Origin of the sequence: Nocardioides secundeburneus (genome assembly GCF_039939255.1) — a bacterium.
In the GTDB taxonomy this organism is placed as follows: Bacteria; Actinomycetota; Actinomycetes; order Propionibacteriales; family Nocardioidaceae; genus Nocardioides.
This window is the reverse complement of the sequence record NZ_JBDUUE010000004.1, coordinates 79313-98069: the sequence shown is the minus strand read 5'-3', so window position 1 is coordinate 98069 and position 18757 is coordinate 79313. Positions and strand designations below refer to the sequence as shown.

The 18757-nt window shown below is 74.0% G+C and carries 15 protein-coding genes; 4 read left to right on the top strand and 11 right to left on the bottom strand.

The genetic code is table 11. The features are described 5' to 3' along the window. Positions 1 to 62 precede the first annotated feature (62 nt). The 4 genes from ABFT23_RS11430 to ABFT23_RS11415 are packed head-to-tail and all read left to right on the top strand — an operon-like array spanning position 63 to position 4166. Positions 63 to 1136 carry a FecCD family ABC transporter permease gene (locus ABFT23_RS11430; RefSeq protein WP_347895251.1) on the top strand — a complete coding sequence of 358 codons (1074 nt, stop codon included), beginning with the start codon at positions 63 to 65 and terminating at the stop codon, positions 1134 to 1136. After that, the gene (locus ABFT23_RS11425) at positions 1133 to 2206 is read left to right on the top strand and encodes a FecCD family ABC transporter permease (RefSeq protein WP_347895249.1); all 1074 of its coding nucleotides are present in this window, start codon (positions 1133 to 1135) and stop codon (positions 2204 to 2206) included. The genes ABFT23_RS11430 and ABFT23_RS11425 overlap by 4 nt, the downstream gene beginning before the upstream one ends. Then, positions 2203 to 3123 (top strand): ABC transporter ATP-binding protein, encoded by a 921-nt coding sequence (locus ABFT23_RS11420; RefSeq protein ID WP_347895247.1) that lies wholly within the window; start codon positions 2203 to 2205, stop codon positions 3121 to 3123. Before ABFT23_RS11425 ends, ABFT23_RS11420 begins: the two co-directional genes overlap by 4 nt. After that, a complete protein-coding gene (locus tag ABFT23_RS11415; RefSeq protein ID WP_347895245.1) occupies positions 3120 to 4166 on the top strand; it encodes an iron-siderophore ABC transporter substrate-binding protein in 1047 nt (348 codons plus the stop codon). Before ABFT23_RS11420 ends, ABFT23_RS11415 begins: the two co-directional genes overlap by 4 nt. 299 nt (positions 4167 to 4465) lie before the next feature. Here the strand turns inward: ABFT23_RS11415 and ABFT23_RS11410 are convergent, their stop codons facing one another. From ABFT23_RS11410 to ABFT23_RS11360, 11 genes are all read right to left on the bottom strand, one after another. Then, entirely contained in the window at positions 4466 to 5395 is a 930-nt protein-coding gene (locus ABFT23_RS11410; protein ID WP_347895243.1) for a cation diffusion facilitator family transporter, read from the bottom strand. 28 nt (positions 5396 to 5423) lie between these two features. Further along, positions 5424 to 6377 (bottom strand): glutathione S-transferase C-terminal domain-containing protein, encoded by a 954-nt coding sequence (locus ABFT23_RS11405; RefSeq protein ID WP_347895241.1) that lies wholly within the window; start codon positions 6375 to 6377, stop codon positions 5424 to 5426. A 42-nt stretch (positions 6378 to 6419) separates the two neighbouring features. After that, positions 6420 to 7247 (bottom strand): DUF2510 domain-containing protein, encoded by an 828-nt coding sequence (locus ABFT23_RS11400; protein WP_347895239.1) that lies wholly within the window; start codon positions 7245 to 7247, stop codon positions 6420 to 6422. Positions 7248 to 7272: 25 nt separating this feature from the next. Then, on the bottom strand, positions 7273 to 8112 hold the full coding sequence (locus ABFT23_RS11395; protein ID WP_347895237.1) for a DUF2510 domain-containing protein: 840 nt from the start codon (positions 8110 to 8112) through the stop codon (positions 7273 to 7275). 40 nt (positions 8113 to 8152) lie between these two features. After that, on the bottom strand, positions 8153 to 8869 hold the full coding sequence (locus ABFT23_RS11390) for a DUF2510 domain-containing protein (protein WP_347895235.1): 717 nt from the start codon (positions 8867 to 8869) through the stop codon (positions 8153 to 8155). A gap of 164 nt (positions 8870 to 9033) precedes the next feature. Continuing rightward, the gene (locus ABFT23_RS11385) at positions 9034 to 10014 is read right to left on the bottom strand and encodes a zinc-binding metallopeptidase family protein (RefSeq protein ID WP_347895233.1); all 981 of its coding nucleotides are present in this window, start codon (positions 10012 to 10014) and stop codon (positions 9034 to 9036) included. A 126-nt stretch (positions 10015 to 10140) separates the two neighbouring features. Beyond that, a complete protein-coding gene (locus ABFT23_RS11380; RefSeq protein WP_347895231.1) occupies positions 10141 to 11091 on the bottom strand; it encodes an Rv0361 family membrane protein in 951 nt (316 codons plus the stop codon). Between the two features lie 185 nt (positions 11092 to 11276). Continuing rightward, positions 11277 to 11882: a hypothetical protein gene (locus ABFT23_RS11375; RefSeq protein WP_347895229.1), complete on the bottom strand. Its 606-nt coding sequence runs from the start codon at positions 11880 to 11882 to the stop codon at positions 11277 to 11279. Positions 11883 to 11906: 24 nt separating this feature from the next. Continuing rightward, positions 11907 to 12788 carry a transglutaminase family protein gene (locus ABFT23_RS11370; RefSeq protein ID WP_347895227.1) on the bottom strand — a complete coding sequence of 294 codons (882 nt, stop codon included), beginning with the start codon at positions 12786 to 12788 and terminating at the stop codon, positions 11907 to 11909. Next, complete coding sequence (locus tag ABFT23_RS11365; protein ID WP_347895225.1) at positions 12785 to 15289, bottom strand: circularly permuted type 2 ATP-grasp protein; 2505 nt, start codon at positions 15287 to 15289, stop codon at positions 12785 to 12787. Before ABFT23_RS11365 ends, ABFT23_RS11370 begins: the two co-directional genes overlap by 4 nt. Positions 15290 to 15455: 166 nt before the next feature. Further along, entirely contained in the window at positions 15456 to 18737 is a 3282-nt protein-coding gene (locus ABFT23_RS11360; RefSeq protein ID WP_347895223.1) for a transglutaminase family protein, read from the bottom strand. Positions 18738 to 18757: the final 20 nt, after the last annotated feature.

The window sequence follows — 18757 nt, the reverse complement described above, 5'->3', positions numbered from 1 at the left end:
CGGGTCCGTCCACGACCGACACCGACGCGGACATTCGACCCAGGTGAGGCTACCCTCACCTGGTGAGCACTTCCGGCCGGCAGCGCGTCGCCGCGCCCCCGGCCGCGAGGCCGGGCGGCGCGCCGCGCTCGACGACGTCGCGGGCCGCCGTCGTCGTCGGGCTGCTCCTGCTCCTGGCCCTGGCCGCGCTCGCCAGCCTCATGTGGGGCGCGCGCGACGTCGCCGCCGGTGACGTGTGGCGGGCCCTGGTCTCGCCCGTCGACGGCGACAACGACCACTTCGTCGTCCGGCACGAGCGGGTGCCGCGCACCCTCATCGCCCTCGTCGGCGGGGCCGCGCTCGGCGCGTCGGGCGCCCTCATGCAGGGCATCACCCGCAACCCGATCGCCGACCCCGGCCTGCTCGGCATCAACTCCGGCGCATCGCTCGGCGTCATCTCCGCCATCACCTGGCTCGGCGTCGGCACGGTGCAGGGCTACCTGTGGTTCGCCTTCCTCGGCGCCGCGGTCACCGCCGTCGTCGTCTACGGAGCCGCCTCGCTCGGCTGGGAGGGCGTCACCCCGGTCAAGCTCGCGCTCGTGGGCGCGGCCTTCACCGCCACGGCGACCTCGCTCATCACCGTCATCCTGCTCGCCGACCGCAACACCCTCGACGAGTTCCGGTTCTGGCAGGTCGGCTCGCTGTCGAACCGCACCTACACCTTCTTCGAGGCCACGATGCCGTTCGTGGCGCCGTTCGTCGCGGTCGGCCTGGTGCTCGCGATCGCCTCCGGTCGCACCCTTAACGCCCTCGCGATGGGCGACGACGTCGCCCGCAGCCTCGGCCAGGACGTCGTCCGCGGGCGGCTGCTCGTGGTCGTGGCGGTGGTGCTGCTGTGCGGCTCGGCCGTCGCCCTGGTCGGCCCGATCGCGTTCGTCGGCCTGGCCGTGCCGCACCTGGCCCGGGTGCTCGTCGGGCCCGACTACCGGTGGATCATCGCGCTCTCGATCCTGGTCGGCCCCGCCCTGCTGCTGGTCGCCGACGTGATCGGCCGGGTGATCGTGCCGGGCGAGCTCGAGGCCGGGCTCGTCGTCGCGGTCATCGGTGCACCGGTGCTGCTGGCCGTCGTCCGGCGCTCGAAGGAGGTGGCCGCGTGAGCACCCCCATGGCCACGCCGTCGCTGTCCGAGCGGCTCGACGTCGCCCACCTCGGGCTGCGCACCGCCCGCCGGCTGCGACGCCGGCGCTACGCCGTCGTCACCAGCGCCCTGACCGCGGCCGTGCTCGCGCTCACCTTCGCCGCCCTCACCGCCGGCCCGGGCGACTTCACCGTCGCCGAGGTGCTGCAGGCGATCTTCAGCGCCGACCCCGGCCGGGCCGACTTCACCGTCAACGAGGTCCGCCTCCCCCGCTTCCTGCTCGGCGTGCTCGTCGGCATCGCCTTCGCGCTCGCCGGCGCCCTGTTCCAGTCGGTGCTGCGCAACCCGCTCGCTAGCCCCGACATCGTCGGCGTCTCCCAGGGCGCGAGCGCCGGTGCGGTCGCGGCCCTGCTCGGCGCCGGGGTCACCGGGGTGCCGGTCTCGCTGGCCGCCCTCGGCGGCGGGCTCGCGGTCGGCGTCGTGCTCTACGCCGTCGCGTGGCGCGGGGGGCTGACCGGGCACCGCTTCGTGCTGGCCGGCATCGGCGTGGCCTACGTGTGCGCCGCCGTGGTCGGCTACCTGCTGACCCGCAGCGACGTCGACCAGGCCCAGACCGCGCTTCAGTGGCTGGCCGGCAGCCTGTCGCAGAACACCTGGCCGCTCGTGAGCGTGCTCGCGGTGGCCCTGCTGATGCTCGTGCCCCTCGTGGCGCTGGTCGCCCGCCCCCTGCAGACCCTGACCCTCGGCGACGACCAGGCCGCCGGCCTCGGCGCCCGGCCCGAGCTGTCGCGGTTCGCGGTCATCGCCCTCGGCGTCGCGCTCGCCAGCGTCGCCACGGCCGCCGCCGGTCCCGTCGCCTTCGTCGCGTTCGTCTCGGCACCGGTGGCCCGCCGGATGCTCGGCGACGGCCGGCTCGCCCTGCTGCCGGCCGCGCTGGTCGGCGTCGTGATGGTCGTCGGGGCCGACCTGGTCGCGCAGTTCCTGCTGCCGGCCGACCTGCGGGTGCCGACCGGCGTCGTCACCGGCGTCGTCGGCGGGCCCTACCTGATCTGGCTGCTGGCCACCGGACGACGGAGAGCGGAGTCATGACCGACCTGACCGAGCGGACCGACCCGCGAGAGCTGGCCGCCCTGGCCGACGAGCTCCCCCGCCACGAGCCGGTCTCGCTGAGCGCGCACGGCGTCCACCTCGCCTACGACCAGCGCCGGGTCGTGCACGGCATCGACCTCGACGTGCCCCCGGGCCGGGTCACCGTGATCGTCGGGGCCAACGGGTGCGGCAAGTCGACGCTGCTGCGCGGCCTCGGTCGCATCCTCCAGCCGGTCGAGGGCCACGTCGAGCTCGACGGGCGCGACCTGCGCCGGCTGCGCCCCAAGCAGGTCGCCGCCGTCCTGGGCCTGCTGCCGCAGCAGCCGCTCGCGCCCGAGGGCATCAGCGTGGCCGACCTCGTCGCTCGCGGCCGCCACCCGCACCAGGGCGCCTTCCGGCGTCGCGACGCCGCCGACGACGACGCCGTCGCGCGGGCCCTCGCGCTCACCGACACCCACACCCTGGCCGCCCGCCGCGTCGAGGAGCTCTCGGGCGGGCAGCGCCAGCGCGTCTGGATCGCCATGATGCTGGCGCAGGACCCGCGCATCATGCTGCTCGACGAGCCGACGACGTTCCTCGACATCGCCCACCAGGTCGACCTGCTCGACCTGCTCGCCGAGCTCAACGAGCGCCGCGGCACCACCGTCGTGATGGTGCTGCACGACCTCAACCTCGCCGCGCGCTACGCCCACCACCTCGTCGTCATGGCGCAGGGGCGCATCGTGCGCGAGGGGGCGCCGTCCGAGGTGCTCGACGCCACCTGCGTGCAGGAGGCGTTCGGCATGCCGTCGGAGGTCATCGTCGACCCGGTCTCGAACTCACCGCTCGTGCTGCCGATCGGCCGCCGCGAGCTCGGCGCCCTCACCAGCCCCACCACACCCACCACCAGCATCATCACCAAGGAGCAGAACCAGTGACCGTCATCCGACGACGTACCCGACTCGCGGCCCCCCTGGCCCTCGCCGCCCTCGCCCTCAGCGCGTGCGGCACCTTCGGCGGGGACGACTCCGAGGACGCCGACAGCAACGGCAGCGGCAGCGGCGAGAGCACGGGTGCGGCCGCGTTCGAGCCCGTGACGATCGAGCACGCCTTCGGCGACACCGAGATCGACGCCAAGCCGCAGCGCGTGGTCGCCCTCGGCTGGGGCGCCGGTGACGCCGCCATCGCCCTCGGCACCACGCCGCTGGCGCTCGAGAAGCAGACCTACGGCGCGAACGACAACGGCCTCATGCCGTGGATCCAGGACGCCGTCGAGGCCGCCGGCGACGAGCTGCCGACGACGCTGACCACCGGCGACGCGCCGGCGTTCACCGAGATCGACGCCCTCGACCCCGACCTCATCCTCGCCAACTACTCGGGCATCACCGAGGCCGACTACGAGAAGCTCAGCCAGATCGCCGACACCGTGGCCTACCCCGAGACCCCGTGGTCGACGCCGTGGCGCGACGTCATCACCACCGTCGGCCAGGCGCTCGGCGAGTCCGACGCCGCCGACGAGCTGCTCGCCCGGATCGACGGCGAGGTCACCGCGGCCGCCGAGGCGCACCCGGAGTTCGAGGGCACCTCCATCGCCGCCGTCGCCATCGACCCCAGCGCGTTCTACGTCTACACCGAGGCCGACCCGCGGGTGGAGTTCCTCTCCGACCTGGGCTTCGAGATCGCCCCCAGCGTCGCCGAGCTCGACTCGAGCGACGGCGGCTTCTACTACACGCTCAGCACCGAGAACGTCGACCAGCTCACCTCCGACGTGCTGCTGTCCTACGCCGGTGACGAGGAGGCGGTCGAGACCATCGCCGGCGACCCGACCTACCAGACCATGCAGCAGTTCCAGGACGGCACCGTCGCCAGCGTGATCGGCGAGGCCAACGTCTCCTCGGTCTCCCCGCCGACCGCCCTGTCGCTGACCTACAGCCTCGACACCTTCGTCGAGGCCCTCGCGAGCGCGGTCCCGGCCAGCTGACCTGACGTTCGTCCCCGTACCGGTCGGGCCTGGTCGGTGGTCATTCCAGCGCGATCGCGCGATGAGGACCACCACTCGGCCCGGCCGGTGGTCATTCCACCGCGATCGCTCGATCAGGACCACCTCTCGGCCCGGCCGGTGGCCATTTCAGCGCGATCGCTCGATCAGGACCACCAGACCCACACGGCGCACGCGTCGTCGGGCACGCCCGGAGCGGGTCGGGCCCGACACCGAAGCCGCGGCAGCCAGCACCAGGCCGGACGGGCCGCCGCGACGCGCGCCCGTAAGACGCCATCCCATCAGTGCAGCTCGCCGAGGTCCTCGTGGGCACCGTGGCTGACCGGCTCGACCTGGAAGGTCGCGTGCCGGACGTCGAAGTGCTCGGCGACGCACGCGCACAGCTCGTCGAGCACGGCGCCGACGCCGCGCGCGGCGAGCGCCTCGTCGGTGACGGTCACGTGCGCCGACAGGCTGGGGATGCCGCTGGTGATGGTCCAGGCGTGGAGGTCGTGCACGTCGACGACGCCGTCGACGTGACGCAGGTGGTGGTCGACGTCGTCGAGGTCGAGGCCGGCCGGGGCGATCTCGAGCAGGACGACGGCGGCGTCGCGCAGGAGCACGAGTGCGCGGGGCAGGATCATCGTGGCGATGACCAGCGAGGCGATCGCGTCGGCGCGGTACCAGTCGGTGAGCCAGATGACGACGCCGGCGACGATCGCGAAGACCGAGCCGAGCAGGTCGGCGAAGACCTCGTTGAGGGCGCCACGCATGTTCAGCGAGCCGGTGTCGCCGCGTTGCAGGATCGCCAGCGAGATCGCGTTGGCGGCGAGGCCGGCGGCGGCGAAGAGCACCATCGCCCCGGCCTCGACCTCCTCGGGCTGGCCCAGCCGGCCGATGCCGGCCCACACGAGCCACGCACAGACCCCCAACAGGACGGCGGCGTTGGCGAGGGCCGCGAGCACCTCGGCCCGGTGGTAGCCGAAGGTCGAGCGGCGTCCGGCCGGCAGCGAGGCCACGTAGGAGGCGCCGAGCGCGAGCAGCACGCCACCGGCGTCGGTGGCCATGTGGGCGGCGTCGGCGATGAGGGCCAGCGAGCCGGTCAGCAGTCCACCGACGACCTGGACGCCGAGCACGGCGGCGGTGACGCCGAGCACCCAACGCAGCCGGCGGCGGTCGGCCGCCCGCGACGCACCGTGACCGGAGTGCCCGTGCCCGTGACCGTGTCCCACGGGCCTCAGTCTGTCACCCGGGGGTGCGTCACCCGCGCCCGTGCGGCTCGAGCCAGACGGCCGGGTCGGGGCCGGCCGGCACGATCCCGGTGGGGTTCACGTCGCGGTGGACGACGTAGTAGTGCGTCTTGATCTGCTCGAAGTCGATCGTGTCGCCGAACCCGGGCGTCTGGAACAGGTCGCGGGCATAGCCCCACAGGGCCGGCATCTCGGTGAGCTTCTGCCGGTTGCACTTGAAGTGGCCGTGGTAGACGGCGTCGAAGCGCGCGAGTGTCGTGAACAGCCGGACGTCGGCCTCGGTGATCGCCTCGCCCATCAGGTAGCGCTCGTGGGTGAGCCGCTCCTCGAGCCAGTCGAGGGTGGCCCACAGCCGCTCGTAGGCCCGGTCGTAGGAGTCCTGCGAGCCGGCGAAGCCGCAGCGGTAGACGCCGTTGTTGACCTCGGTGAAGACCCGCTCCATCACCGCCTCCATCTCCTCGCGCTGCGCCACGGGCCACAGGTCGGGAGCGCCCTCGCGGTGGTGGTCGCGCCACTCGTGGAAGAGGTCGTGGGTGATCCACGGGAAGTCGTTGGTGACGAGCTTGCCGCTGGACTCCTCGACGACGGCCGGCACCGTGATGCCGCGCGGGTAGTCGGGGAAGCGCGCGAAGTAGGCCTCCTGGAGCCGCTCGATGCCGAGCACCGGGTCGCGCCCTCCGGGGTCGAGGTCGAAGGTCCATGACCGGGCGTCGTGGGTGGGCCCGCACATCCCCATGGAGATGACGTCCTCGAGGCCCAGCAGGCCACGCACGATGATCGCCCGGTTGGCCCACGGGCAGGCGGCGGCGACGACGAGCCGGTAGCGGCCGGGCTCGACCGGCCACAGCTCGCCGGCGACCGGGCCGTGCTCGGGGGGGCGCGCCCCGGCGGTGATCCGGTCGGGCACGTAGTTCATGTCGCGGTCGAAGCCGTCGGCCTCGACGTAGGACTGCTCGTCGCTCATGCGGCCCAGGCTACGAACCGGACAGCCGTGGCGACACCACCCTCAGAAGGTGGCCAGGCGCCACTCGCCGTCCTCCTTGACCAGGTCGATCTCGTCCTCGTCGTCGTTGTCGGACTCGTCGTCGCAGCCGGTGATCTTGGCCGTGACGGTCGCCTTGTCGCCGTCGACCTCCTCGTCGAGGATCTCGAGCTCGCACCCGGCACCGCCGTCGGTGTCGAGGGCCCCGCTCGACTCGCACTGCTCCTTGGCGGTGTCGATCGCCTCGTCACGCCCGTCCTCGTCGGTGCCGAGGACGTCGTTGCTGAGGTAGTCGACGAGGTCGCAGCCCTTGCCGTCCTTGGCCGCGTCGAAGACGTCCTCGACCGTGCCCGACGGCCCGCCGCTGCCGCCGAGGAACACGACGAGCAGCACGATCGCCACCGCGACGACGGCCGCCCCGCCGCCGATGACGGCGATGAGCTTGCCCTTGCCGCCGCCCCCGGAGGAGCCGGCCGGGTAGCCCTGCCACCCCTGCTGCGGGTAGCCCTGCTGCGGGTAGCCCTGCTGCGGGTGTCCTTGCTGGGGCGGGTAGCCGCCGGGCTGCTGCCAGCCCGGCTGAGCGGGCTGCTGCCACGACTGCTGCGGCTGACCCGGACCGGGCGCGGGCGGACCGGCGCCCTGCTTGCCGAGATCGACCCCGGACGGCGGCGCACCGAGCCGCGTGGGCTCGGAGTGCGGGTCGTACGGCGCTGCCGGCTGGGCGGGCTCCGCGGCCTGCTGGGGCGCGCCACCGGAGGGTTGGGTGTGCTCGGTCCACTGCCGGCCGTCCCACCAGCGCTGGGAGCCCTGGCCGTCGTCGTACCATCCGGGAGGGGTGCTGCCCTGGGTCATGGTGCCTCCTGTCGCGAGCAGTCTGTCAGGACGGCGTGACCGGCGACGGCTCCGGGGCGGGCGCGTCCTCGACCGCCCCGTTGCCGCCCGCGCTCGCCTGGGCGGAGCCCGTCGCGTCGACCTTCCACTCGCCGTCCTCCTTGACCAGCTGCATGGTCCCGTCCTCGGTCATCTCGAGCTCCTCGGCCGACGTCGCCTCCTGGAAGCCCTCCGGGTCGTCGCCGTCGTAGCGGTAGGTCGCGCTGTAGTCGACGGTGGCGGTGTCGCCGTCCTCCTCGGTGTCGCCGATGGAGACGTCGGCGGTGATGTCGCGGGCGTACTCGCCGAAGCCGCTGGAGTCGATCTGCTCGTCGTAGGCATCGCCCAACCCGGCGCAGTCGGTGACCTCGAAGCGCTCGAAGTCGCGCTCGACGTCGGCCTCGGCGACGATCTCGCAGACGCGCTCGTACTGGCTGCTGCTGACCGCCTCGATGTACTCGGTGGTGACGTCGGCCGGCGAGGCGATGCCGCCGCCCCCGCCACCGCCGCCACCGCCCTTCTCGTCGGCGTTGTCGTCGTCGTCATCGCCGCCGGAGAGGACGAGCACGAGGACGACCACCAGGGCGCCGACCACCACCACGCCACCACCGATGAGGCTCCAGAGCAGTCCCTTGCCCATGCCGCCCCCGGACGACGGCGGCGGACCCCAGCCGGGCTGCGACGGGTAGCCACCCTGCGGCGGGTAGCCACCCTGCGGCGGGGTGGACGGCGGGCCGGCGGGAGGGTGGGCCGGCTGGGTCTGGTCGGTCCACTGCTGGCCGTCGAACCAGCGCTGGGCGCCGTGCCCGTCGTCGTACCAGCCGGGAGGGGTGCTGCCCTGGGTCATCGTGGTCTCTCGTCTCGTGCGGGTGGGGTCGGGAAGGTGGTCAGAAGGAGTCGAGGTCGCCGAGGGTGGTGCCGTCGGGCTCGCCGAGGCAGGCGGTCGGCAGCTGCTCGGCGAAGGCCCGCTTCGTGCTGTCGGGCAGGTCGAGGTACTCCTGCGCGCTGTCGTCGGTGGGGGCGTCGAGGGCGGCGGCGGTGTCGAGCAGGTCGACGAGCTGGTCGGTCGACATCGCGCGGATCTCGCCGCAGGTCATCGCCTCGAGGCTGTCGGACCCGGCGCCACCCGACCCGTCGGACCCCTCGGACGGCGCCGACGGCACGGGCTCCGTCGGCTCCGGCGACGCCTCGGAGGTCGCGGGTGGCACGGGCGACTCGCTCGCGGTCGGCCCGCCCGCGGCGCTGTCGTCGTCGCTGTCGGTCGTCTGCGACGACGGCGGCGGGTCGTCGGCGGTGTCGTCGTCCTGGTCGTCGCCGCCGCCGAAGACCACGACGAGGACGACGGCGAGGGCCGCGACCAGCAGGACGCCGCCACCGGCGAGGCCCCACACCAGGCCCTTGCGGGGCCCGCGCGGTGCCGGCTGCCACCCGGGTGAGGCCGGGCCCGGCGGCCACGGCTGCTGACCCGGCGCCGGCGGCCCCGCAGCCGGAGCGGGCGGCGGCTGCGCGGACTGGAGGTGCTCGGTCCACCGCTGGCCGTCCCACCACCGGCGTCCGCCCTGGCCGTCGTCGTACCAGCCCGGCGGCGTGGTGCCCTGGGTCATCGGCTCTCCTCGTCAGCGGGCGCGACCGCGGCTGCGGTCGGCGCATGGTGTCACGTCTGCCCAGACCGGCGTCGTCGGACACCTCTCGACGGCGAACGTGGCGAGACGCACGTCAGACGTGGCGTCCCGGGCACCGGATCCACCGGGTCCGAGAGCCCGCACGATCAGATCAGCGAGGCGACGAAGTCGAGCTTGTCGAGCACCGGTGCCGGGATGACGAAGGGGTAGGCGTCGTCCTTGCCCATGCTGCGGTTCATCTGGTTGAGCGCGATCGACAGCGGCACCCAGACGCCGGTGACGACGTCGCGGAACTGCGCGAAGTCGCCGATCGCACCCACGGTGAGCAGCCCGTACTCGCGGGCAGTCTCGATCGAGTCGGCGATGTGGAGGTAGTGGGCCCACGTCTCGGCGAAGTCCTCGAAGGGGTGCATCGTGGCGTAGGTCGAGATGAAGGACTCGGCCCAGCCGGCCGGCGGGCCCTGGTCGTAGTGACGCTGCAGCTCGTCCTGGTAGCTGACGGACTCGTCGCCGAACAGCTCGCGGCACCGCGTCATGCGCTCGTCACCCCGCACGAGCTGCCACTCGGCGTAGTGGCCGACCTCGTGCCGTAGGTGGCCGAGCATGGTGCGGTAGGGCTCGGCGAGCCGCGCGCGGACCTCCTCGCGGTAGGCGTCGTCGCTCTCGGCGAGGTCGATGGTGATGACGCCGTCGGCGTGGCCGATGACGACGTCCTCGTCGACGCTGCTGAGCATGTCGAACACGAGGCCGTCGACGGGGTCGTCGTCCTTGCTGACCAGCGTCCAGCCGAGGGTGTCGAGCTCGGCGACGAGGTGCCGCTTGGCGACCTCGGCGGCGGGGTACTGCTCGAGCCCGACCGGGTCGTCGTCGGCCGGGCGGGTGCGGGTCAGGTCGCAGGCCGAGCACTGACCGCCCTCGACCGGGGCCAGCCACGTGCACCCCGACAGCGACAGGTTGGCGCACACGTGCCAGACCAGGCCGGTCGCGTCGACGTAGCGGCCATGGTCGTCGACCGGCACGATGGCCCGCTCGCCGCGGGAGTAGCCGAGGGCGGTGCCGCAGGAGACGCAGACCGAGTTCTCGAAGTGGAGGGCGTTGTCGCAGACGCGGCAGCGGAAGGCGCGCACGGGGGGTTCCGTTCGTCGGGAGCTCGTCGAGCAGGTGGTGGACGGCGTCCACTCCAGCGGACGGAGAGGCGACGACGCCACACCCGCGCGAGCGGGTGTGGCGTCGTCGGGTCGGCCGGAGGCCGGTCAGCTCGGGGTCGGGAAGTCCGAGAGGAAGTCCTCGAGCTCCTCGAGGTCCTCGGGGTCGAACGAGGGGATGTCGTTCGGGTCGAACGAGGGGATGTCGTTCGGGTCGAACGACGGGATGTCGCCCGGGTCGATCGAGGGGATGTCGCCGGGGTCGATCGAGGGGCTGGGCAGGTCGGACAGGTCGGGCAGCTCGGGGATGTCCTCGAGGCCGGCGAAGCCGGAGATCAGCCACTTGCCGTCGACCTTCTGGAGGTTGAACGTCTCGGTCTCCTCCTCGTCGCCGGACTTCAGCGTCACGTCGACCGTGGCCGAGTCGCCGTCCTCCGTCGAGTCGCCGATGTCGAAGGAGGCGTCGGCGAGGGAGTCGTCGCCGGCGCTCCCGGCCTCCTCGCGCAGCTTCTTGCCCTGCTCGCAGCTGTCGGTGCCGAAGAGTGCCCGGGCGTCGTCGGTGACGAGGTCGTCGAGCGGCTCGCAGTCCTCGTCCTTGGCCGCGTTGAGGAACGCCTCGACGGTGGCCGCGGGGTCGTCGGCCGACGGCTCGTCGTCGCCGCCGCCGAGCAGGAGCGCCGCTGCGACGCCGCCACCGATGACGACGAGCACGGCGACCACGATGCCGATGATCAGGCCGGTCTTCTTCTTCTTGGGCGGACCGCCGTAGCCGCCCTGCTGACCGAAGCCCGGCTGCCCCTGCTGGGCGTTGGGCTGCTGGCCGTAGCCCGGCTGCTGACCGTACGGCTGGCCCTGCTGACCCGGCTGACCCGGCTGCCCGTAGCCCTGCTGCGGCTGACCCGGCCGGCCGTAGCCCTCGGCGCCCTGCTGCGGCAGCTGCTGGGTGGGGTTCGGCTGCTCGGACGGGCCCTGGCCGGGGGCGGCCCACTGGGAACCGTCCCACCAGCGGCGGCCACCCTGGCCGTCGTCGTACCAGCCGGGAGGAGTCGTGTTGCTCATCAGTGCTCCAAGGTCGTGCGCGTCGTGGGAGTCGCGGGGGTGGTGGGGGTGGGTGCCTGGCCCGTGCGGCGAGGTCCGAGGCCCGCCGGCACGCAGCGTGCCCCGCACCGTGGCTTTCACACCTCGGAGCGCCGGCGGATCGAGAGAATACGAGAAACCGCCCGCTTCTGCCCCGTGGGTCCGGCCTAGGAGGTCGGGCTCGACGACGGCGACGCCGGAGACGTCGAGGTCGACGGCGTCGCGGACGGCGTCGCGGAGGGGCTCACGGTGACGCCGGCGAGCGCGTCGAGCGCGGTGCGCACGGCCGCGATGCCACCGCGGTCGCTGACGGCGACCAGGTTGCCGGCCAGCAGCAGCCTGCGGTCGGTGCCCGCCTCGAGGGCCGAGGGTGGCTCGGAGGCGAAGACCGCCGCGGCCGACGGCGTGGCGAAGACCAGCACGGCGACCGAGCCGCTCGTGGGGTCGGGCAGCACCGCGGCGACGAGCCCGGCCGTGGCCGTGCCGTCGACCCCGAGCGGCAGCGCGAGGTCGCCCGGGCGGAGCACGGCGTCGTCGGCAACGGTGGCGCCGGCGTCGTCGAGGGCGGTGGAGACCTGCGTGCCCGTGGCGCCGCTGGGTGCGTCGGCCGAGATGACCTCGACCCCGGCCGCGGCGACCTGCCGCCCGACGCCGGCGAGCGGGACGCCCTGGCCCGAGCCCGCGTCGCCGCCGCGCGGGCCCTCCTCACCGCACGCGGAGGTGCCCAGGACGAGGGCGACCGCGAGGGCCAGGGCAGGGAGCGAGCGACGCACGCGCCCATCATGCCTGGGCACGCCCTACCCCAGGGGAGCGACGTCGACGCTGACCTGCATGGTCGAGCGCCTGGCGTCGGTGAAGATGACGCCCTTGAGCGGCGGGACGTCGCCGTAGTCGCGACCCCAGGCGACGACGACGTAGCGGTCGCCGGCCTCCTGGTCGTTGGTCGGGTCGAGGGCGAGCCACGTGGTGCCGCCGAGCCACACCTCGACCCAGGCGTGGCTGGCGTCGGCGCCGACGACGCGCTCCTTGCCGGGCGGCGGCTCGGTGGCCAGGTAGCCGGAGACGTAGCGGGCGGCGAGGCCGTGGGCCCGCAGGCAGGCGAGCATGAGGTGGGCGAAGTCCTGGCAGACGCCGGCGCGGCGCTCCATCGTGTCCTTGACCGTCGAGGTCACCGTGGTGGCGGTGCGGTCGTAGTCGAAGTCGGCGTGGATGCGGTGCATGAGCTCACCGACCGCCTCGCCGACCGCGCGGCCCGGCGCGAGCGAGGCGGCGGCGTACTCGACGGCGTCGGCGGCGTGGTCGACCAGCGCCGAGGCGAGCGCGAAGTCGACCGCCTCGGGCGGGGCGGCGACGGACGACCCGGTCGCGACCAGCGGTCGCAGCTGCTCCCACGGCGTCGCGCGGGCGTCGTCGGGGACGACGGGGGCGACCACCTCGATCTCGCCGGCGCCCTCGACCACGAGCGTCGCGTGCGGCTCGGTGACCTGGAAGTAGGTGACGTGATTGCCGTAGTAGTCGACGTCGGCCTCGAGGTCGCCGGCGGCGGGCGTGACCTGCACGTCGTAGGAGGCGACGTCCTGCCAGGGCAGCGAGCGCGGCACGAGGTGCGCGACGCCGAGGCTGTCGGTCACCAGGTCGTCGTAGGTGTAGGTGGTCGTGTGGCGCACGGCGTACCTCACGGCGTCGCCTCCAGCGAGTCGACGAGGGCGAGGTCCGCGAGCGGGCGCGGGGCCGGACCGGTGGTCAGGTGCAGCTCGGCGACGGCGTCGCTGACCCGCTGCAGCTGACCGAGCTGCTGGGCCAGGAACTCCTCGAGGTTGGGCCGGGTCTCGCCGCCGATCGCGACGAGGGTGGCGATCTCGGTCTCGCCCAGCTCGGCGCGCAGGTCGGCCACGAGCCGCTCGGGCCGGCTCGACCCGGTGGACGCCGGCAGCGCGGCCAGGTGCTCGGCGACCTGCTCGAGCGAGAACGCGAGCGAGCGCGGGTTGCTCGCGTCGGCGACGAGCAGCTCGAGCACGCCGCCGGGTCGCACCGAGCCGCGGTAGCGACGGCGGTGGGTGACGGCGCTCTCGGCGGCGACGAGGACGGCGTTGAGCACCTCGCGGTCGACGTCCATGCCCCGGCGCAGCGTGGTGGTGGCGGCCAGCAGGTGGCACACCTGGAGGGCACGCTCGAGGTAGCGGCCCACGGCGATCATGTGCCAGCCGGGGTCGCGGATCATGCTCGCCGTCACGCCCTGCAGGCTCAGCACCCCGGTGAGCATGCGCCCGGCCGACTCGGCGACCAGGTGGCTGCGCGCCGTGATGCCGACGGTCGCGGTGGCGCGGTCGATCGCACCGAGCGAGCGCCACACGTCGAGCGAGAGCTGGTCGCGCACGCCGTTGAGCGCGCCTCGGAGGCCGTCGAAGGCGTGCGCGGCCGACCCGGTGCGGGCGGGGTCGACGAGGATCGAGCGGAACTCGGCGTCGAGGCCGGCGGCCGCGTCGGCGCCGTCGAGGGGCGAGGGACCGGCCAGGCGGCTCAGGGCGCCCATGACGACGTCGAGACCGGCGGCGCCGGTCGAACGTGGCCGGTTGCGGAAGTCCTCGGCGAGGGCGTGGGCGGCGAGCACGAGGCGGAGGAGGTCCTCGGCGCGCTCGGCGTAGCGGCCGAACCAGAACATGTCCTCGAGGATGCGCGGGACGGTGGCGGTGGTGGCCCGCGTGTTGGTCATCGGCAGGACGTCGGACAGGCCCTGGTCGGGCGCGTCGGGCTCGGCCTTGAGCACCCAGACGTCCTTGCTGGCGATGCTGACGCCGTCCTCGACGATGCTGGCGAGGCCGCCGACGAGGGGCCGGTAGGCCGAGCCGTAGCGCAGGGTGAACGCTCGCAGCGTCAGCGGTCGCGGGACGGCGGTGCCGGACTCCCACGTGGGCGACTGCGACAGCGGCAGCCGCTGCTGGCCGACGAAGCGGTGCGGCTCGGCGAGCAGCATCGGCACGAGGTGCTGGCGGCGCAGGCCGCTCAGGTCGACGGCGGGGCCGTCGATGCGGCGCACCTGCAAGGTGTCGAGGTGGTCGAGCACGTGCTCGAGGCCGTCGGGCTCGCCGCACCACCACGTGCTGACCGACGGCAGTCGCAGCGGCTCGCCGAGCAGCGCCTCGCACACGGCGGGCAGGTAGGGCAGCAGCGCCGGGTTCTCCAGCACGCCGGCGCCGAGCCCGTTGACGACGCGCACCCGGCCGCGGCGCACGGCCTCGACGAGCCCGGCGACGCCGAGACGGGAGTCGCCGCGCAGCTCGAGGGGGTCGCTCCAGGCGGCGTCGACCCGGCGCAGGATGACGTCGACGCGCTCGAGCCGGCCGAAGACCCGCATCTGCACCCACCCGTCGCGCACGACGAGGTCGCTGCCCTGCACCAGCGGGAAGCCGAGGGCCGAGGCGATGAACGCCTGGTCGTAGGACGTCTCGGACTGGCTGCCCGGGCTCAGGACGACGACGCGCGGGTCGGCGAGGTCGCCGGGTGCGCTCTGCAGCAGGGCCGAGCGGAGCGCGGAGAAGAACGGCTCCATGCGGTGCAGGCCGGCCTCGCGGTAGAGCTCCGGCTGCACGCGGGAGATGACGCGCCGGTTCTCCATCGCGTAGCCGAGCCCGGACGGCGCCTGGGCCCGGTCGGCGAGCACGCGCCACTCGCCCCGCTCGTCGCGGCCGAGGTCGGTGGCGGCGAGCACGAGCGGGCGCGGGTCGACCGCGCTCGGCCGGGCCACGACCCGGAGGAAGCCGGGGTGGCCGAGCACGGCGGCCGCCGGCAGGACGCCGTCGGCGAGCAGCCGCTGCTCGCCGTAGAGGTCGGCGAGGACGGCGTTGAGCAGCTCGGCGCGCTGGGCCAGCCCGATCTCGAGCGGGGCCCACTGGGCGGCGTCGATGACGACCGGCACCGGGTCGAGGCGCCAGGGGCCGGCGCGCTCGCCGGGCCGGGTGTAGGTGACGCCGTCGTCCTCGAGGGCGCGGGCGATCTCGTCGCCGACGCGGCGCAGGTCGTCGGGGGTGATCGAGACGGCGAGCTCGGCGAGGCCCTTCCACGACGCGCGGAGACCGCCGTCGGGGCCGACGACCTCGTCGTAGCGCGCGGTCGCACCCGCCGTCCCGCTGTCGAGGGTGGGCTGGGTGAGACCCGCGGCGTACTCGCGCAGGACCGTCACGGGGAGAACCCTGTCATGCGCTCTCGGGTGGCGTGCGCGGTGGCGTTGAGATGATCGCTGTCCGGCCGGTGGCATTCTCAGCGCCATCGCGCGCACAGTGCCACCGCCAGGCCTCACCACCGGCACTCTCAGCGCAATCGCGCGCACAGTGCCACACCTGGGCCCGCTACGCCGGCGGCACCCGCCGCAGGTCGAGCGTGTGCGGGTACTCGTCGGTGGCGGCGCGTCGTCCGGCCTCGCGGAGGGCGCCGACGTCGAGCCGGCCGGGAGTGTGCCCGCGGGGCTCGAAGCGCGCGGCGCGGCGCGACTCGGCCTCCTGGGCGTTGACCGGTGGGCTGTCGTAGGAGCGGCCGCCGGGGTGGACGACGTGATAGGTCGCGCCGCCGAGGCTGACGCCGGCGGCGGTGTCGACGACGTCGACGGTGAGCGGCGCGTGCACGCCGATGCTCGGGTGGAGCGCGGACCACGGCTGCCACGCCCGGTAGCGGACGCCGGCGACGTGGCCGGCGCCGTCGTGGGTGGGCGTGAGCGGCACGGGCACGCCCTGGCAGGTGACGAGGTGCCGGTCGGGGTCGAGGCCGCGGACGCCGACCTGCAGCCGCTCGACGGAGCTGTCGACGTAGCGGGCGGTGCCCTGGCCGGTGGCCTCCTCGCCGAGCACGTGCCACGGCTCGATGGCCTGGCGCAGCTCGAGGTCGACGCCGGCGACCGAGGTCGCACCGATGCGCGGGAAGCGGAACTCGACGAACGGGTCGAGCCAGGCCTGCTCGAAGGCGATGCCGTGGGTGCGGAGGTCGGCCACGACCCGGGCGACGTCGGCGGCGGCGCCGTGCGGCAGCAGGGCGTCCTCGTGCAGGCGGGTGCCCCAGCGGATCAGGGGCGCGGTGAACGGCTTCTCCCAGAACATCGCGACGAGCGAGCGCACCAGCAGCGCCTGCACGAGCGCCATGTGGTGGTGCGGCGGCATCTCGAAGCCGCGCAGCTCGAGCAGCCCGAGCCGGCCCCGGGAGGAGTCGGGGCTGTAGAGCTTGTCGATGCAGAACTCGGCGCGGTGGGTGTTGCCGGTGAGGTCGGTGAGCAGGTGCCGCAGCGCCCGGTCGACGAGCCACGGTCGCGGCTCGAGGTCGGCGTCCTCCTGCTCGGCGGCGAGCCGGGCGATCTCGGCGAACGCGATCTCCATCTCGTAGGTGGCCTCGGGCCGGCCCTCGTCGAAGCGCGGGGCCTGCGAGGTCGGGCCGATAAAGCGGCCGGAGAACAGGTACGACAGCGCCGGGTGCCGCTGCCAGTAGGTGATGAGGCTGACGAGCAGGTCAGGACGGCGCAGCAGCGGGCTGTCGACGGGCTGGTGCCCGCCGAGGGTGATGTGGTTGCCGCCGCCGGTGCCGGTGTGCAGGCCGTCGTGGTCGAACTTCTCGGTGGTGAGCCCGGCCTTGCGCGCCTCCTCGTAGAGCGTGACCGTGAGGTCGCGCTGCTCGGCCCAGCTCGACGTCGGCTGCACGTTGATCTCGATGACGCCGGGGTCGGGCGTGACGACGAGCTGGGTGAGCCGGGCGTCGGGCGGCGGGCCGTAGCCCTCGAGCACGACCGGGCAGCCGACCTTGCGGGCGGCGACCTCGACGAGACGGAGCAGCGAGACGTACTCGTCGAGGTCGTCGGTGGGCGGCAGGAAGACGTGCACGTGGCCGTCGCGCGCCTCGAAGGCGAGGGCCGTCGTGCCGGCGCCCTCGGGGTCGACGACGGTGACGACCGGGACCTGCGGCTCGAGCGGCGGCCCGGCCTCGGCGTACGACGGCTCGCCGGGGAAGTCGGGGTCGCGCCAGGCGACCGACGCCAGCGGCAGGCGCAGCCCGACGGCCGAGGTGCCGGGCAGCAGCACGAGCCGCCCGCGCCGGAACCGCCAGGCCGGGCTGACCCACTCCTCGCCCGCGACGACGGGCAGCACCCAGCCGGTCGGGGTGTCGACGGCGGCGTCGAGCACGCCGAGGCCCTCGGCGTCGAGCTTGTCGGCGGCGCCGTCGGGCCTCTCTCCGCTCGGCTGGCGGACCTCGGAGGCGAGCGCGGCGAGCGGGTCCTCGTAGGCCGCCTGCAGCTGCTCGGCGGGCAGGCCGAGCACCGTCGTCACGCGGCGGGCCAGCGCCTCGGCGTCGGCGACGGCGTCGCGCCCGCCGTCCGGCGTGCTCCACGGGTCGGCGAGCAGGTCGGGGTCGCGCCAGAGCGTCTCGCCGTCGGAGCGCCACTGCAGGGCGATGTTCCAGCGCGGCAGCGGCTCGCCGGGGTACCACTTGCCCTGCCCGCGGTGGACGACGCCGCCGCGGGCGTAGGTCTCGCGCAGCCGTTCGGCGACGACGGCGGCCAGCGCCCGCTTCTCGGGGCCGTCGGCCTCGCTGTTCCACTGCGGGGTCGTGGCGTCGTCGCGGCTCACGAAGGTGGGCTCGCCGCCCATGGTGAGCCGGACGTCGCCGGCCTCGAGCCGCTGGTCGACGGCGGCGCCGAGCGCGTCGATGCGCTGCCACTGCTCGGCGGTGTAGGGCCGGGTGACGCGCGGGTCCTCGTGCACGCGGCGCACCTCGTTGTGGAACGAGAACGTCACCTCGACGGGGTCGGTGGCGCCCTCGATCGGCGCGGCGCTGCTGGGGTGGGGGGTGGCGCTGAGGGGGATGTGACCCTCGCCGGCGAAGAGGCTGGAGGTGGGGTCCATGCCCACCCAGCCGGCGCCGGGCAGGTAGACCTCGGCCCAGGCGTGCAGGTCGGTGAAGTCCTGCTGCGGGCCGCTGGGGCCGTCGAGGCCGATCATCGCGTCGGGGTCGGTGGCCAGCTGCACGAGGTAGCCCGAGACGAACCGGGCGGCCAGGCCGTGCTGGCGCAGCAGCGCGACCAGCAGCCAGGCGCTGTCGCGGCAGCTGCCGATCCGGCGGGCCAGGGTCTCGTCGGGGGTCTGGACGCCGGCCTCCATCCGCACCGAGTAGGCCACCTCGGCGTGCACCGCGGCGCTGAGCGCGGCGAGGAAGGTGATGATCGGTATCCCCTCGGTGACGTCGGGCTGCGGCAGCGACTGCCGGAACGCATCGGCCTGCTCGGCGTCGTCGACCGGGCGCAGGTAGGGGAAGAGGTCGGCGTGCAGGCTGTTCTCGTAGACGAACGGGAACGTCTCGGCGTACTCCTCGACGAAGAAGTCGAACGGGTTGATGACCATCAGGTCGGCCACGAGCCCGACCGTGATGTCGAGCCTCGACACCTTCTCGGGGAAGACCAGGCGCGCCATCCAGTTGCCGAACGGGTCCTGCTGCCAGTTGAGGAAGTGGCCCTCGGGCTCGACCGCGAGCGTGTACGCCTCGATCGGCGTGCGCGTGTGCGGCGCCGGCCGCAGCCGGACGACGTGCGGTCCGACGGTGACCGGGTGCGCGAAGTCGTAGGTGGTCCGGTGCTCCAGGGCGACCTTGATCGACATGGGCCCACCCTGCCCGGTCG

What these genes read in the sequence shown, in the direction of transcription:
- ABFT23_RS11420 (WP_347895247.1), top strand. Translation starts at nt 2,203, where the DNA reads ATGACCGACCTGACCGAGCGGACCGACCCGCGAGAGCTGGCCGCCCTG.
- ABFT23_RS11405 (WP_347895241.1), bottom strand. Translation starts at nt 6,377, where the DNA reads ATGAGCGACGAGCAGTCCTACGTCGAGGCCGACGGCTTCGACCGCGAC.
- ABFT23_RS11400 (WP_347895239.1), bottom strand. Translation starts at nt 7,247, where the DNA reads ATGACCCAGGGCAGCACCCCTCCCGGATGGTACGACGACGGCCAGGGC.
- ABFT23_RS11395 (WP_347895237.1), bottom strand. Translation starts at nt 8,112, where the DNA reads ATGACCCAGGGCAGCACCCCTCCCGGCTGGTACGACGACGGGCACGGC.
- ABFT23_RS11390 (WP_347895235.1), bottom strand. Translation starts at nt 8,869, where the DNA reads ATGACCCAGGGCACCACGCCGCCGGGCTGGTACGACGACGGCCAGGGC.
- ABFT23_RS11380 (WP_347895231.1), bottom strand. Translation starts at nt 11,091, where the DNA reads ATGAGCAACACGACTCCTCCCGGCTGGTACGACGACGGCCAGGGTGGC.
- ABFT23_RS11360 (WP_347895223.1), bottom strand. Translation starts at nt 18,737, where the DNA reads ATGTCGATCAAGGTCGCCCTGGAGCACCGGACCACCTACGACTTCGCG.